The sequence below is a fragment of the Sphingomonas sp. H160509 genome (assembly GCF_024124765.2).
GTDB lineage: Bacteria > Pseudomonadota > Alphaproteobacteria > Sphingomonadales > Sphingomonadaceae > Sphingomonas.
The window spans coordinates 1,134,752-1,148,110 of record NZ_JAMXSR020000002.1; the positions used below are offsets into that span (position 1 = coordinate 1,134,752).

Genomic DNA, 13,359 nt, shown 5'->3' on the forward strand with positions numbered 1-13,359 from the left:
CTGGCCGAGGCGCCCCCTCCTATCGCGACGCCATCTGCATGCCGGGCTTGCGCAACCACTGCGCCATGACGTCGCCCGCGCCTTGGCGGACGAAACAGGCGCCGCCCTTGGCGTGATACTGGCGGCACATCGCATTCGCCGCCGACTTGCTGAACCCGCCGACCGAGAGGCGATAGACATCCTCGCCCTTCGCTTTGAACGTCATGCCGTTCGGCGAATAGCTGGCGAGTACCGCGAACCGGCGTGCGGCGCGGGCCCAGCCGTCTCTTGCGACCCCCGCGCTCTCGAAGGCGCCAAGCTGGACGTACCAGTTGCCGGTTGCCGGCGCCTTCACCTGATACGCCGCAGTCGCCATGGCGCGACCCGACGACATGGGCGCGGACGCGACCTTGATCGGGCCGCCGGCCGGACGGAGCATCATCGTCGGCAACGCCTGGACGACTTCCTGTCGCGGTCCGAACGCGATTCTCGAGACGCCAGCTGCTGATACCGAAGCGAGCTGCACAGGCGCAGCTTCGGTCGGCGCGATGACCGGATCCGCTGCAGCCAAGGCCTGTTCCGGAACACCCGGCGCAGGCGCGTTCAACGCCAGCGCGACCGGCTGTCCCGCATCCGCCACTGCGCGAACGCCGAGCAGGCTCGCCACCTGGTCCGACGCCTTGGCCGGCTGGGCGAATAGCGCCCATTGCTCGAGCCGGGCGTCGACGTCTGCTGGTGCCATGTCCGCCGCGGCAACGACGCGTGCTTCCTGCCAGCGTCCCGCCAGCGCGAAGCTCAGCGCGAGGTTCTGGCGCACCTTCGCGCTCGACGCGGGCGAACGGGCGGCTTCGGTCAGGACCGCGATCCCGCCGGCGGTGTCGCCCGCCAAAGAAAGAGCAAGGCCGCGATCGACCGCCGGGATGATCGCAGCGTTTGCTTCGAGGCTGTGGCGTGCCGACTGCCAGTCTCCGGTCGCGATCTGCGACAGCGCGAGGTTGAGCGCCGCCCCTGCCGTTGGTCGGCGACAGTTGCAGCGCGTCGGCGAACGCGTGCGAGGCCGAGGCGAACCGCCCGCCCTTGAGATAGCTCTGGCCGAGCAGCATCCGGTAGTCCGCCTGCTGCGGCATCAGCGCCACCGCACCCTCCGCATAGCCGATCGCGATGGGACCATCGTTGCGCGCAAGTGCCGCCTGCGCCTGCCCCGCCGTGCCGGCCGCGGCCTTTGTCGCGAGGGCCGCATTGCGGTCGCTGGCCGAGGCGATGCCGCCCCCGTTCGCGGCACAGCCGACCATCGTACCGCCGAGCAGTAGGGCGGAGATGCCGCCGAGGAGGAGGGCGCGCGTGGTCATCGGGGCAATCCCTGTTTCATGGCAAACGCTAGACCGCACATAGTTCCCACTCCCGGTATTCGCGTACGGAGTGCCATATCGGTTTAAAGAAGCGGTTAACGCGACTTCATAATGACTTACGGAGGCGCGATGTTGGGGATCGGGAACGGTCGCCCTTTGCCTTGCGCGACGAACGGCGGCATGGTGGCGGCGAGACGGTATGAGGGATGGCGATGACGGTTCGGCGTAAGCTTTTGGTGGGTGCGATCGCGTTGAGCGGAATGCTGGCCGCCGCCCCCGCGTTTGCGGATGTGAAGGCCGGCGTCGATGCCTGGGCGAAGGGCGATTATCCGCGTGCGATCACCGAGTGGCGCCCACTAGCGGTAGCAGGCGATGCGGACGCGCAGTTCAACCTGGCGCAGGCGTACAAGCTCGGGCGCGGCGTACCGCTTGATCCGGTGCTGGCCGAGAGCTGGTTCCGGAAGGCGGCGATGCAAGGGCATGTGCAGGCCGCCGATAATTATGGGCTCGCGCTGTTCCAGGCCGGCAAGAAGACGGATGCGCTGCCGTGGCTGCAGAAGTCGGTCGCGCATGGTGAGCCGCGGGCGCAACTCGTGCTCGGGACGATGCTGTTCAACGGCGATGGCATACCGCGCGATTTCCCGCGGGCGTATGCAATGATGACGCGGGCCTCGGCTTCGGGATTGCAGTCGGCCTCGCAGACGCTGGCGCAGATGGACCAGTATATCTCGCCCACCGACCGCGAGAAGGGCACCGCGCTGGCGCAGCAATATGCGTTACAGTCCCCGCCGCCGGGGCCTTCGCGTGCTACGGTCGGGCAAACGCCGGTGGCGCCGTCGCGTATCGCCAGCGCGCCGCGTCCGTCGAAGCTGCCGCCGAGTTCGCTTCCTGCGCGCATTCCCGGGCCGACCCGCGAACCGGCCCCTACGCGGGAACCGACACCGACGCGCGAGCCGACACCGGTCAGGCAGGCGCAGGTGAAACCGCCCAAGCCTGCGCCGACGAAACCTGCTCCGGCAAAAGCTATAGCGGCCAAGCCCGCGCCCGTGCGTGCGACGGGCAATTGGCGCGTCCAGCTCGGCGCGTTCCGCGACCAGGGCAATGCCGAGACGCAGTGGAACAAGGTCCGCGGCAAGCTACGTGGTGCTCAGCCCTTCTACGCGAAGGCCGGCAGCGTGACGCGGCTCCAGGCGGGTGGCTTTGCGTCGAAGGCGGATGCGACGCGGGCTTGCTCGGCGTCTGGCGTGGCGTGTGTGATCGTCGCGCCCCTGAGCGAATGAGCCCGGCCGCTACGATACTCATGACGAGGATGTGCGAATGTTCTTTCTGACCTTGGCGCTGTTGTCGGCGCCATCGACCTGCACCGAGGTCAAGCAACAGTGCCGCGCGTGTCCTTCCGCGGGTAGCGTCAAAGGGTGTTCGACGGTCGGGATTGCGTGCCAACCGACGCGTCGCATCTGCGACCCTGCCGTTCCGCCGAAGTCCGTCGCGCGGGTGCACCGGGTGGCTGACAAGAGGGCGCGCTGAGTGATCGTGCCTTTGCCCGGCGGATGAGCGATCGGGTGCGGCAGGGATCAAATAGCCGGACCGGTCGTTTCGTTTCGACATCGACCGGGAGCTAGATGCATGATTTCGAAGACCTTGGCGCTGGCAGTTGCCGGCGCAACGCTGTTGGCCGCGTGTTCTGGCGAGCAGCCTGCGACGACTATGAGCAACGACGCGATGGTGGATAATGGCGTGTCGTTGCGCAACCTTGCCGAGACCGAGGTGGCGGTGCCCAAGCCCGAGCAACTGACCGTGAAGGGGCGGCTTATCCCGACCCCGTCCGATCCTACGTCGCGGCATTTCCTGTTGCGCGAGCGGAAGGCGGCCAGCGGTACGATCATCGCGATCCTGCGGCAGGAGCATGATGGTAAGGTCGCCTATGCGCGTACCGAGACGGATTGCGGCAAGCGGTTGTTCCATGTGCTGGGGGTCGGTCCGAACCGCGCGCTGGTCGAGACCAATGTGGCGCATGATGGCCCGCTGCGCCCGATCAAGGGTTTGCCGTTGCGTGAGGAACTCGCGACGTATGTGTGCAACGCGAGCGGTACGCCGTTGGCGAAGGGGTAAACCTCACTCCAGCTTCACTTCTGCTACCCTCCCTGGAAGGGAGGGGTTGGGGGTGGGTTGGCCGGCTCGAGCCACGACGGTCCGAACTCGCGGAAACCGACCCACCCCCTGCCCCTCCCTTCCAGGGAGGGGTAAGAACCTAGTCCATCACCCAATCGTGCCGCGCGATACCCTGCGCGTAGAGTAGTGCCGTCAGGTCGCCGTGATCGATCCGCGCCGCCGCAGCGGCCGCGACGATCGGCTTGGCGTGGTAGGCCACTCCCAGACCCGCCGCCTCGATCATCGCAAGGTCGTTCGCACCGTCGCCGACTGCGAGCGAATCTTCGACTACGATCCCCTGCTCGGCGATCGCCGCCCGTAGCGTGGTAAGCTTCGTGTTCGACCCGACGATCGGCTTGGTCACCGTTCCCGTCAGCACGCCACCCTCGATCTCCAGCACGTTGGCGATCGCGCGATCGAACCCGATCTCCTTCGCCACCGGTTCCGCAAACCGCGTGAAACCGCCCGACACCAGCACCGCGAGAGCCCCCCCGCGAGCGCATCGTCCGCACCAACGCTTTCGCGCCGGGCATGATCTTCACGCGTTCGGTCAGACAGCGTTCGATGTCGCTTTCGGCCAGCCCCTTTAGGAGGGCCACGCGAGCATCGAGCGCCGCTTCGAAATCGAGTTCACCGCGCATCGCGCGCTCTGTGATCTCCGCGATCTGCGGCTTGATGCCAGCGTAATCCGCGAGTTCGTCGATGCATTCGACGGTGATCACGGTGGAATCCATGTCGGCGACGATCAACGTCTTGGTGCGCGTCAGGCTCGACTGCACGACGACGTCCGTCGCAGCAAACGCCCCCTCGAGCGCAACCCGAGCCGCATCCGGCGCCATCCCGAAGATCAGGTCGGCGGCATCGCCATCGTCGATCCAGCCGCTCGCGCCCGGTGCGCAGCCGGCGTCGCGCAGGCGGTCCATCGCGGTCGAAATATCGCCTGCGGTCAGCGTGCCCGAGGCTATAAGCGTTGCCGTGAACATTGAACATCTCCCGAAGGTCGCGCTCATCGCAGGGCCGACCGCGAGCGGCAAGTCCGCGCTCGCGCTGGCCATCGCCGCGCGCCACGATGGCGTCGTCATCAACGCCGACTCCGCGCAGGTCTATGCCGACCTCCGCATCCTCACCGCGCGACCTTCGGCGGAAGACGAAGCAAGCGCCCCGCACCGGCTGTTCGGCCATGTGGATGCCGCCGATGCGAGCTACTCCGCCGCGCGCTGGGCCGCCGAGGCGACGGTGGCGATCCACCATACGCTCGCGGAGGGGAAGCTGCCGATTTTGGTGGGTGGCACGGGGCTCTATATCCGCACCTTGCTCGAAGGTATCGCTCCCGTACCCGAGATCGACCCGGCCCTTCGCAAGCAAGTCCGTGCCCTCCCTGTCGCCGAAGCACACACCGCGCTCGCGCAACTTGACCCGCAGGCCGCCGCCAAGCTCAACGCAGCCGACACCACCCGCGTCGCTCGCGCGCTCGAAGTCATCCGCGCCACCGGCCGGACGCTCGCCGACTGGCAGACCGAGAAGGTCGGCGGGATCGGCGAGACGATCGATATCCGCGCGCTCATCCTGATCCCCGACCGCGACTGGCTCAACGCGCGCATCGACCAGCGCTTCGCCGAGATGGCCGACACCAGCCGCGAGGAAATCACCGCGCTGCTCGCGCGCACCGATATCCCGCCGGACGCCCCGATCCGCCGCGCGATCGGTGTGCCCGAAATCGCCGAGCTCGTCCGCGGCGAGACCTCGAAACCCGATGCCATCGCCGCCGGATCGCTCGCCACGCGGCGCTATGCCAAGCGGCAATATACGTGGCTCCGGCACCAGCCGCCGCCCATCTGGACCCGCACCGAAGCCCTCGATCTCTCAACGCGCCTGCAGCAATTTGAAACTATATTGCTCAAATGATGTTTGACACGCATCTTTTATATCGATAGCCGGCCCCTCCACGAGACGCTAAAGGCTGCGTTCCCGCAAAGGATGATATGAAATGACCGAGAAGAGTGGAGCCGATATCCTGATCGAGGCGCTGTGCGATCTCGGCGTGGAGGTCGTCTTCGGCTATCCGGGTGGTGCCGTGCTGCCGATCTACGATGCGCTGTTCCGCAGCGGCCGGATCAAGCACATTTTGGTGCGCCACGAACAGGCCGCGACGCATGCGGCGGAAGGCTATGCCCGCTCGACCGGCAAGCCCGGCGTGGTGCTCGTCACCTCGGGCCCCGGCGCGACCAACGCGGTCACCGGCATCACCGACGCGCTGATGGATTCGATCCCGATGGTCGTGATCACCGGCCAGGTGCCGACGGCGCTGATCGGCACCGACGCGTTCCAGGAGGCCGATACCGTCGGCATCACGCGCCACTGCTCGAAGCACAACTACCTCGTGAAGGATCCCGCCAAGCTTGGCGACGTGATCCACGAGGCGTTCCACATCGCCACCTCGGGGCGTCCGGGGCCGGTGGTCGTCGACATTCCCAAGGACGTGCAGGTCGCGACGGCTAGGTACAAGAAGCCGGGCCCGATCCAGCACAAGACCTATCGCCCGCAGGTGAAGGCCGACCAGTCGCAGATCGAGCAGCTGGTCGACATGCTCGCCGCGGCCGAACGTCCGATCCTGTATACCGGCGGCGGCATCATCAATTCCGGCCCCGCCGCGAGCCAGTTGCTGTGCGAACTCGTCCGCATCACCGGCGCGCCGGTGACGTCGACGCTGATGGGCCTCGGCGCCTATCCCGCGTCCGGCCCGCAGTGGCTCGGCATGCTCGGGATGCACGGCACGTACGAGGCCAACATGGCGATGAACCAGGCCGACCTCGTCGTCGCGCTCGGCTCGCGCTTCGACGACCGCGTGACGGGGCGGCTGGATGCGTTCAGCCCGAACTCGCGGAAAGTGCATATCGACATCGATCGCTCGTCGGTGAACAAGACGGTGCGCGTCGATCTCGGCATCATCGCGGACGTCGGTCATGCGCTCGAGGACATGGTCCGGATCTGGAAGAGCCGCCAGCATCCCAAGCCCGACACGACCGACTGGCAGCGGCGGATCGCCGGCTGGCGTGCGGTGAAGTGTCTCGATTTCCCCGAGAACGATCCGACCGAGATCATGCCGCAACGCGCGATCCGGGCGCTGTTCGACGCCACGCACGCGCGCTCGCCGATCATCACGACCGAGGTCGGCCAGCACCAGATGTGGGCGGCACAGCATTTCGGGTTCGAGAAGCCGAACAAGTGGCTGACCAGTGGTGGTCTCGGGACGATGGGCTACGGCCTGCCCGCGGCGATCGGCGCGCAGCTCGGCAACCCGAACGCGCTGGTGATCGACATCGCCGGCGAAGCGTCGATCCAGATGAACATCCAGGAGCTGGCGACCGCGTCGCAATACCGGTTGCCGGTGAAGATCTTCATCCTCAACAACCAGTATATGGGCATGGTCCGCCAGTGGCAGGAGCTCACCTATGAGAGCCGCTATGCCGAGAGCTATTCGGATTCGCTGCCCGATTTCGTCAAGCTAGGTGAGGCGTATGGCTGGAAGGGCATCCTGATCGAGACGCGCGATCAGCTCGACAGCGGGATCGCCGAGATGCTGGCATATGACGGCCCGGTGATCGTCGATTGCCGCGTGTCGCAGCTGACCAACTGCTTCCCGATGATCCCGTCGGGCGCCGCGCATACCGACATGATCCTGCAGGCGAACGAAGTGTCCGGCACGATGGACGACGAAGCGAAGGCGCTGGTGTGATGGCAGCCCAGATCGCCACCGAATTCCCCTTCCGCCTGCGGGAGGGGTTAGGGGAGGGCCTGATGACCATGCCGTCGGCAGCCCCTCGCCTCCCCTCCCCCAACCCCTCCCGCAAACGGAAGGGGAGAGTAAAGAACCATGCACATTTCCCAGGAAAAGGCCGAGCGGCACACGCTCGCCGTCATCGTCGACAACGAACCGGGCATCCTCGCCCGGATCGCCGGTCTGTTCACCGCGCGCGGATATAATATCGAGAGCCTGACGGTGAGCGAGATCACCGCCGACAAGTCGGTCAGCCGCATCACGATCGTCACCAGCGCGTCGCCGGCGACGATGGAGCAGATCATCGCCCAGCTCGACCGGCTGGTGCCGGTGCACAAGGTCACCGACCTCACCGCACAGGGCGCGCATGTCGAGCGCGAGCTCGCGCTGGTGAAGGTCCGCGGCACCGGCGACCACCGGATCGAGGCGCTGCGCCTCGCCGACGTCTACCGGGCGCGCGTGGTCGATGCGACGACGTCGAGCTTCGTGTTTGAGGTCACCGGCGGCATCGACAAGATCGACAAGTTCGTCGAACTCATGGGTGAAGTCGGTCTGATCGAAGTCGCCCGAACCGGCATCGTCGCGATCGCCCGCGGCAAAGAGCCGGCGTAACACTTCTCCGCTTTTAAAGTTTTGTTCTCCCGCGAAGGGCTTTCCTTCAAAGTAATACTTTGAAGGGCGTCCGAAGGCGGGAGCCCAGCCTGGACCTCCGCCTTCGCGGAGGGACACACCTTATCGAAAGGACCATTCCAATGCGTGTCTATTACGATCGCGACGCCGACCTGAACCTCATCACCGACAAGAAGATCGCGATCGTCGGGTACGGTTCGCAGGGTCACGCCCACGCGCAGAACCTCCGCGATTCGGGCGTCAAGGACGTCGCGATCGCGCTCCGCGAGGGCTCGGCGACCGCCAAGAAGGCGATCGAGGCAGGCTTCGCGGTCAAGTCGAACAAGGAAGCTGCAGTCTGGGCCGACATCGTCATGATCCTCGCGCCTGACGAGCATCAGGCGGCGATCTACGCTGCCGACTTGCACGACAACCTCAAGCAAGGCGCGACGATCGCGTTCGCCCACGGCCTCAACGTGCATTTCGGCCTGATCGAGCCGCGCGCCGATCTCGACGTCATCATGATCGCGCCCAAGGGCCCCGGCCACACCGTGCGCAGCGAATATGTCCGCGGCGGCGGCGTTCCCTGCCTGATCGCGATCGACCAGGACAAGTCGGGCAACGCGCATGACATCGCCCTCGCCTATGCCAGCGGCGTCGGCGGCGGGCGTTCGGGTATCATCGAGACCAACTTCCGCGAGGAATGCGAGACCGACCTGTTCGGTGAGCAGGCCGTGCTGTGCGGCGGCATCACCCACCTGATCCAGGCCGGGTTCGAGACGCTGGTCGAAGCCGGCTACGCGCCCGAAATGGCGTATTTCGAGTGCCTCCACGAGACCAAGCTGATCGTCGACCTGCTGTACGAGGGCGGCATCGCCAACATGCGCTATTCGATCTCGAACACCGCCGAATATGGCGACATCACGACGGGTCCGCGGATCATCACGGCGGAGACCAAGGCCGAGATGAAGCGCGTGCTGGCGGACATCCAGTCGGGCCGGTTCGTGAAGAACTTCATCCTCGACAACCGTGCTGGGCAGCCTGAGCTGAAGGCGGCGCGCAAGCAGGCGCTGGCGCATCCGATCGAGAAGATCGGGTCGGAGTTGCGTGGGATGATGCCTTGGATTGGTAAGAATGCTCTCGTTGATAAGGCCAAGAACTGACGCGAGCGCGCGACAGCGCGTGAGCGCGGCCGGCACGACGGAGCCTGCCCATAGGGCACGGCTTCGCCGGGTCCGACGGGTTGGCGTTCCCGCGCGTGCCACCACCCCGGCGAAGGCCGGGGCCCAGTTGGGAAGGTTCGAGTAACGGAACGCTGTCTTCCGTTAGCGACGCCCCCCCATTGGGCCCCGGCCTTCGCCGGGGTGGTATTATTATTATAAGGTGGGAGCAGTCTCCCCTTTCTGTTCCCTCGCGAACGCGGGGGTCCAGGATCTCGGGCGGTAATCGTGGTTTAGTTGGGCCCCCGCGTCCGCGGGGGGAACAAGAACGAGCGGTGCCCCTCTCCGCCCCCTCCCCACCGACTCAATTCCGAAACACAGCGTTGGCATAACGTCGTTTGACGCGCTCGCCCCGCTCGGCCAGCATCGCGCGTCAAACAGGAGACCCCGCATGCGCCTAGTCCTAGCCACCATTCTCGCCCTCACCGCCGCGCCCGTTCTCGCGCAGACCGCAGGCGTCCCCGGCGCCCCCGTCAAGGCGCGCGTCGCCGCCGGCACCTACGCGGTCGATCCCAACCACACGCAGGTCACGTGGCAGGTTAACCACATGGGCTTCTCGATGCTCGAAGGGCAGCTCGGCGCGTCGGGTGGCAGCATCACGATCGATCCCGCCAAGCCGAACGCGACCAAGGTCGAGGTGAACTTCGCGATCGACCAGCTCTCGGTCACCGCGGCACCGTTCGCCGGTCATCTGAAGTCGAAGGATTTCTTCGACGCCGCGACCTACCCGACCGCCAAGTTCGTCTCGACCAAGGTCGTCGCGACCGGCGACAAGGCGACGATCACCGGCGACCTCACGCTCAAGGGCGTCACCAAGCCGGTCGTGCTCCAGGCAACCTTCATCGGCGCGGGCGCGAACCCGATGAACAAGAAGCTCAACTTCGGCTTCCGCGCGACGACCTCGATCAAGCGCAGCGACTTCAATCTCGGCGCCTACGCCCCGGTCGTGTCGGACAAGGTCGACCTGACGATCAACGCTGCGTTCTCGGCGCAATAATCTGTCGAATTTTCTATCGCGCTGGACACGGACTGTGTCCGCGCGATAGGACGACGTTAATGACGTATGGCCGCCTCCTGCTGCTTCGACTTACGCGCCCTTAGGCGCGCCGATCGTTTGCGCGGTGGCCATGCCCCGCGCCTCGCGCCTAAGGGCTGACCCGAACGCTCCCGACGACGAGAGACACGAGCCATGCTGCGCGACCCATCGACCAAATACCGACCCTTCCCGCAAGTCGACCTGCCCGACCGCCAATGGCCGTCGAAGACGATCGTCAAACCGCCGCGCTGGCTCTCCACCGATCTGCGCGACGGCAACCAGGCGCTGATCGATCCGATGGACGCGGAGAAGAAGACGCGTTTCTTCGACCTGCTCTGCAAGGTCGGCCTGAAGGAGATCGAGGTCGGTTTCCCGAGCGCGGGCGCGACCGAATTCGACTTCATCTCGGGCCTCGTGAAGACCGGGCGGATCCCCGACGACGTATCGATCCAGGTGCTGACCCAGTCGCGCCGCGACCTGATAGAGACGAGCTTTGCCAGCCTGGTCGGCGCGAAGACCGCGATCGTCCATCTCTACAACGCGGTGTCGCCGGCGTGGCGCAAGATCGTGTTCGGCATGGACCGTGCGCAGGTGAAGCAGATCGCCGTGGATGGCGCGAAGGTGTTGCGCGACGAAGCCGCCAAGCAGCCTAACGTCCGCTGGCAGTTCGAATACAGCCCGGAGACGTTCTCGACCGCCGAACTCGATTTCTCGCTGGAAGTTTGCGAGGCGGTGATGGACGTGCTGATGCCAACGTCCGACAATCCGATCATCTTCAACCTGCCCGCGACCGTCGAGTGCGCGACGCCGAACATCTATGCCGACCAGATCGAATGGTTCGGCCGCAACATTCGCAACCGTGAGGCGGTGGCGATATCGCTGCACACGCATAACGACCGCGGCACCGGCGTCGCGGCGGCGGAGCTCGGCATGATGGCGGGCGCGGACCGCGTCGAGGGCTGCCTGCTCGGCAATGGCGAGCGCACCGGCAATTGCGATCTCGTGACCGTCGCGCTCAACATGTACACGCAGGGCGTCGATCCGAAGCTCGACCTGTCGGACATCGACGGGGTCGTGAACACGGTCAATTACTGCACCAACATCCCCGTCCACCCGCGCACGCCCTATGCCGGCGACCTGGTCTTCACCGCCTTCTCGGGCTCGCATCAGGACGCGATCAAGAAGGGCTTCGCGGCGCAGGAGGCGAAGAACGACACGCTGTGGGAGGTGCCCTATCTGCCGATCGACCCCGCCGATCTCGGCCGCAGCTACGAGGCGGTGATCCGCGTCAACTCGCAGTCGGGCAAGGGCGGCGTCGCCTGGGTGATCGAGCAGGACAAGGGGCTGAAGCTGCCCAAACGGTTGCAGGCGGACTTCAGCCGGCATGTCCAGGCCTATGCCGATGAGACCAGCCGCGAGCTGAACGCAGGCGATATCTGGACCCTGTTCGAGCGGACCTACATGCCGCAGGCGGACGACCGGGTAGAACTGCGCGATTACGAGGAGAGCGGCGCCTCGGGGCAGCGGGTGTTCATCGGCCGCGTCGCGATCGATGGCGAAGAGCGGTCGATCTCGGGGCGCGGCAACGGCCTGATCTCCGGCGTGATCGCGGCGATCGCGGAGTCGACCGGGCCTACGCTCGACGTCGTCGATTACAACGAGCACGCGATCGGCCACGGGGCGGACGCGCAGGCGGCGGCGTATGTCGAATGCCGGACTGCCGAGGGTCGGACCGTGTTCGGCGTCGGCATGGATACCGACATTGCCACTGCCTCGGTCCGTGCGGTCCTGAGCGCCGCCAACCGCGCCTGACGTCATAAAGACGGCCACCGGGTGAACCGGTGGCCGTTTCTCCTTACGCCAGCTTTGCCAGCAACGCCTGTGCCGCCTTTGCTGACGAGGCGGGGTTCTGGCCGGTGATCAGCAGGCCGTCCTCGACCACGTACACGCCCCAGTCGGCGGTCTTGGAATAGGTGCCGCCCTTCTGCTGCAGCATGTCCTCGACGAGGAACGGCACGACATCGCTAAGCCCAACGGCCGCCTCTTCGCTGTTGGTGAAGCCGGTGACCGTTTTGCCCTTCACGAGCGGCGCGCCATCGGCGGCCCTCACGTCGCGCAGCACGCCGGGTGCGTGACAGACCAGCGCGACGGGCTTGCCTGCGCCGATCGCGGTCTCGATCAACGCGATCGATGCCGGATCGTTGGCGAGATCCCAGAGCGGCCCGTGCCCACCGGGATAGAATACTGCGTCGTAGTCGGCGATCTGCATGTCGGACAGTACGCGCGTATCGGCGAGCGCCGCGGTGGCCTCCGCATCGGCGTCGAACCGCCGCGTCGCATCGGTCTGCGCTTCGGGCTTGGCGCTGCTTGGATCGAGCGGCGGCTGGCCACCGGCCGGCGACGCGAGCGTGATGTCAGCACGCGCATCCTTGAACACGTAATACGGCGCGGCGAGTTCCTCGAGCCAGAAGCCGGTCTTGCGGCCGGTATCGCCGAGATCGGCATGCGAGGTGAGGACGACGAGAATTTTCAACTTTGGTCTCCGGATCGGGGATTACGGGGAGAGAACGACCCGGCACTAGGATCGGCGCCTTACGCATATGAAACGAAATGCGCCCGAACGTGGGACTATCGCCTTGGGCAGGGCCGGTCGGCAATCATACGACGCCATGCCCCTCCTTGTTCTCCCGCGAAGGCGGGAGCCCAGGCTGGATCCCCGCCTTCGCGGGGAAACAAGTCTTTCCCAAACGCTGATCAATCTCCAGCTAGATCAGGCGATCCCGTACGATCCGACACCCGATCGCGGCATCGGGGTAGACGTCGGTCTTCATCGTCTCGATCTCGACCCGCCTGACCCGTTCGTCACTCAGGCAAAGCGCGGCGATCGCCTCACAGAGCGTCTCCTGCAACTTGAACGGGCGCTCCTCCACCATCGCCAGGATTCCTGCGCGGACGAAGTCGTAATCGAGCACTTCCCCGATCGCATCCTCGCCGAGCGGGCCTGGATACACGACCGTCATCTCCACCGAGACGACTACGCGTTGCGGCGCGACCTCGTGCGGGTGGATGCCCAGCCGCATCATGACCTCAAGCCCGTCGAGGATCGTCGTGAACTCAGCCATGTCGTCCCTCAAACATCACGTCGCCATCGCGGCGAAGAAACCGCTGCCCGCAATCGACGAACACATTCTGCCCCGTCACGCCTTTTGCGGTCAGCAGCCACGCAACCGCGTCCGC

At 65.9% G+C, this 13,359-nt stretch carries 12 protein-coding genes and 1 pseudogene; 9 read left to right on the plus strand and 4 right to left on the minus strand.

What is annotated here, in order from left to right:
* Window positions 1-19 precede the first annotated feature (19 nt).
* Entirely contained in the window at window positions 20-868 is an 849-nt protein-coding gene (locus tag NHF48_RS07115) for an SPOR domain-containing protein (RefSeq protein WP_253070667.1), read from the minus strand.
* 106 nt (window positions 869-974) lie between these two features.
* Here NHF48_RS07115 and NHF48_RS07120 point away from each other — a divergent pair, with 106 nt between their 5' ends.
* The 3 genes from NHF48_RS07120 to NHF48_RS07130 all read left to right on the plus strand — a co-directional run bounded on the left by NHF48_RS07120 (window position 975) and on the right by NHF48_RS07130 (window position 3,440).
* Window positions 975-1,289 (plus strand): hypothetical protein, encoded by a 315-nt coding sequence (locus NHF48_RS07120; protein WP_263816792.1) that lies wholly within the window; start codon window positions 975-977, stop codon window positions 1,287-1,289.
* 251 nt (window positions 1,290-1,540) lie between these two features.
* Window positions 1,541-2,608: an SPOR domain-containing protein gene (locus tag NHF48_RS07125; protein ID WP_253070669.1), complete on the plus strand. Its 1,068-nt coding sequence runs from the start codon at window positions 1,541-1,543 to the stop codon at window positions 2,606-2,608.
* A 346-nt stretch (window positions 2,609-2,954) separates the two neighbouring features.
* Window positions 2,955-3,440: a hypothetical protein gene (locus NHF48_RS07130; RefSeq protein WP_253070670.1), complete on the plus strand. Its 486-nt coding sequence runs from the start codon at window positions 2,955-2,957 to the stop codon at window positions 3,438-3,440.
* A 139-nt stretch (window positions 3,441-3,579) separates the two neighbouring features.
* Here NHF48_RS07130 and serB read toward each other — a convergent pair.
* A pseudogene (serB, locus tag NHF48_RS07135) lies at window positions 3,580-4,462 on the minus strand (phosphoserine phosphatase SerB).
* Between serB and miaA the strand changes: the two are divergent.
* The 6 genes from miaA (at window position 4,455) to leuA (ending at window position 11,934) form a co-directional block, all read left to right on the plus strand.
* Entirely contained in the window at window positions 4,455-5,384 is a 930-nt protein-coding gene (gene miaA / locus NHF48_RS07140) for a tRNA (adenosine(37)-N6)-dimethylallyltransferase MiaA (protein ID WP_253070671.1), read from the plus strand. The pseudogene serB and the gene miaA sit on opposite strands and share 8 nt — an antisense overlap.
* Before the next feature lie 82 nt (window positions 5,385-5,466).
* Window positions 5,467-7,215 carry an acetolactate synthase 3 large subunit gene (locus tag NHF48_RS07145; RefSeq protein ID WP_107954978.1) on the plus strand — a complete coding sequence of 583 codons (1,749 nt, stop codon included), beginning with the start codon at window positions 5,467-5,469 and terminating at the stop codon, window positions 7,213-7,215.
* 138 nt (window positions 7,216-7,353) lie between these two features.
* Window positions 7,354-7,869, plus strand: a complete 516-nt coding sequence (ilvN, locus tag NHF48_RS07150; RefSeq protein WP_056048113.1) for an acetolactate synthase small subunit — start codon at window positions 7,354-7,356, stop codon at window positions 7,867-7,869.
* A 140-nt stretch (window positions 7,870-8,009) separates the two neighbouring features.
* Window positions 8,010-9,029, plus strand: a complete 1,020-nt coding sequence (gene ilvC / locus NHF48_RS07155) for a ketol-acid reductoisomerase (RefSeq protein ID WP_253070672.1) — start codon at window positions 8,010-8,012, stop codon at window positions 9,027-9,029.
* 448 nt (window positions 9,030-9,477) lie between these two features.
* Complete coding sequence (locus tag NHF48_RS07160; RefSeq protein WP_253070673.1) at window positions 9,478-10,083, plus strand: YceI family protein; 606 nt, start codon at window positions 9,478-9,480, stop codon at window positions 10,081-10,083.
* Between the two features lie 192 nt (window positions 10,084-10,275).
* The gene (gene leuA, locus NHF48_RS07165; protein WP_253070674.1) at window positions 10,276-11,934 is read left to right on the plus strand and encodes a 2-isopropylmalate synthase; all 1,659 of its coding nucleotides are present in this window, start codon (window positions 10,276-10,278) and stop codon (window positions 11,932-11,934) included.
* Window positions 11,935-11,977: 43 nt separating this feature from the next.
* On the opposite strand, the gene NHF48_RS07170 is transcribed toward leuA, so the two are convergent.
* Window positions 11,978-12,655: a type 1 glutamine amidotransferase domain-containing protein gene (locus NHF48_RS07170; RefSeq protein ID WP_253070675.1), complete on the minus strand. Its 678-nt coding sequence runs from the start codon at window positions 12,653-12,655 to the stop codon at window positions 11,978-11,980.
* Window positions 12,656-12,887: 232 nt separating this feature from the next.
* Entirely contained in the window at window positions 12,888-13,244 is a 357-nt protein-coding gene (locus tag NHF48_RS07175) for a dihydroneopterin aldolase (protein ID WP_253070676.1), read from the minus strand.
* Between the last annotated feature and the right edge of the window lie 115 nt (window positions 13,245-13,359).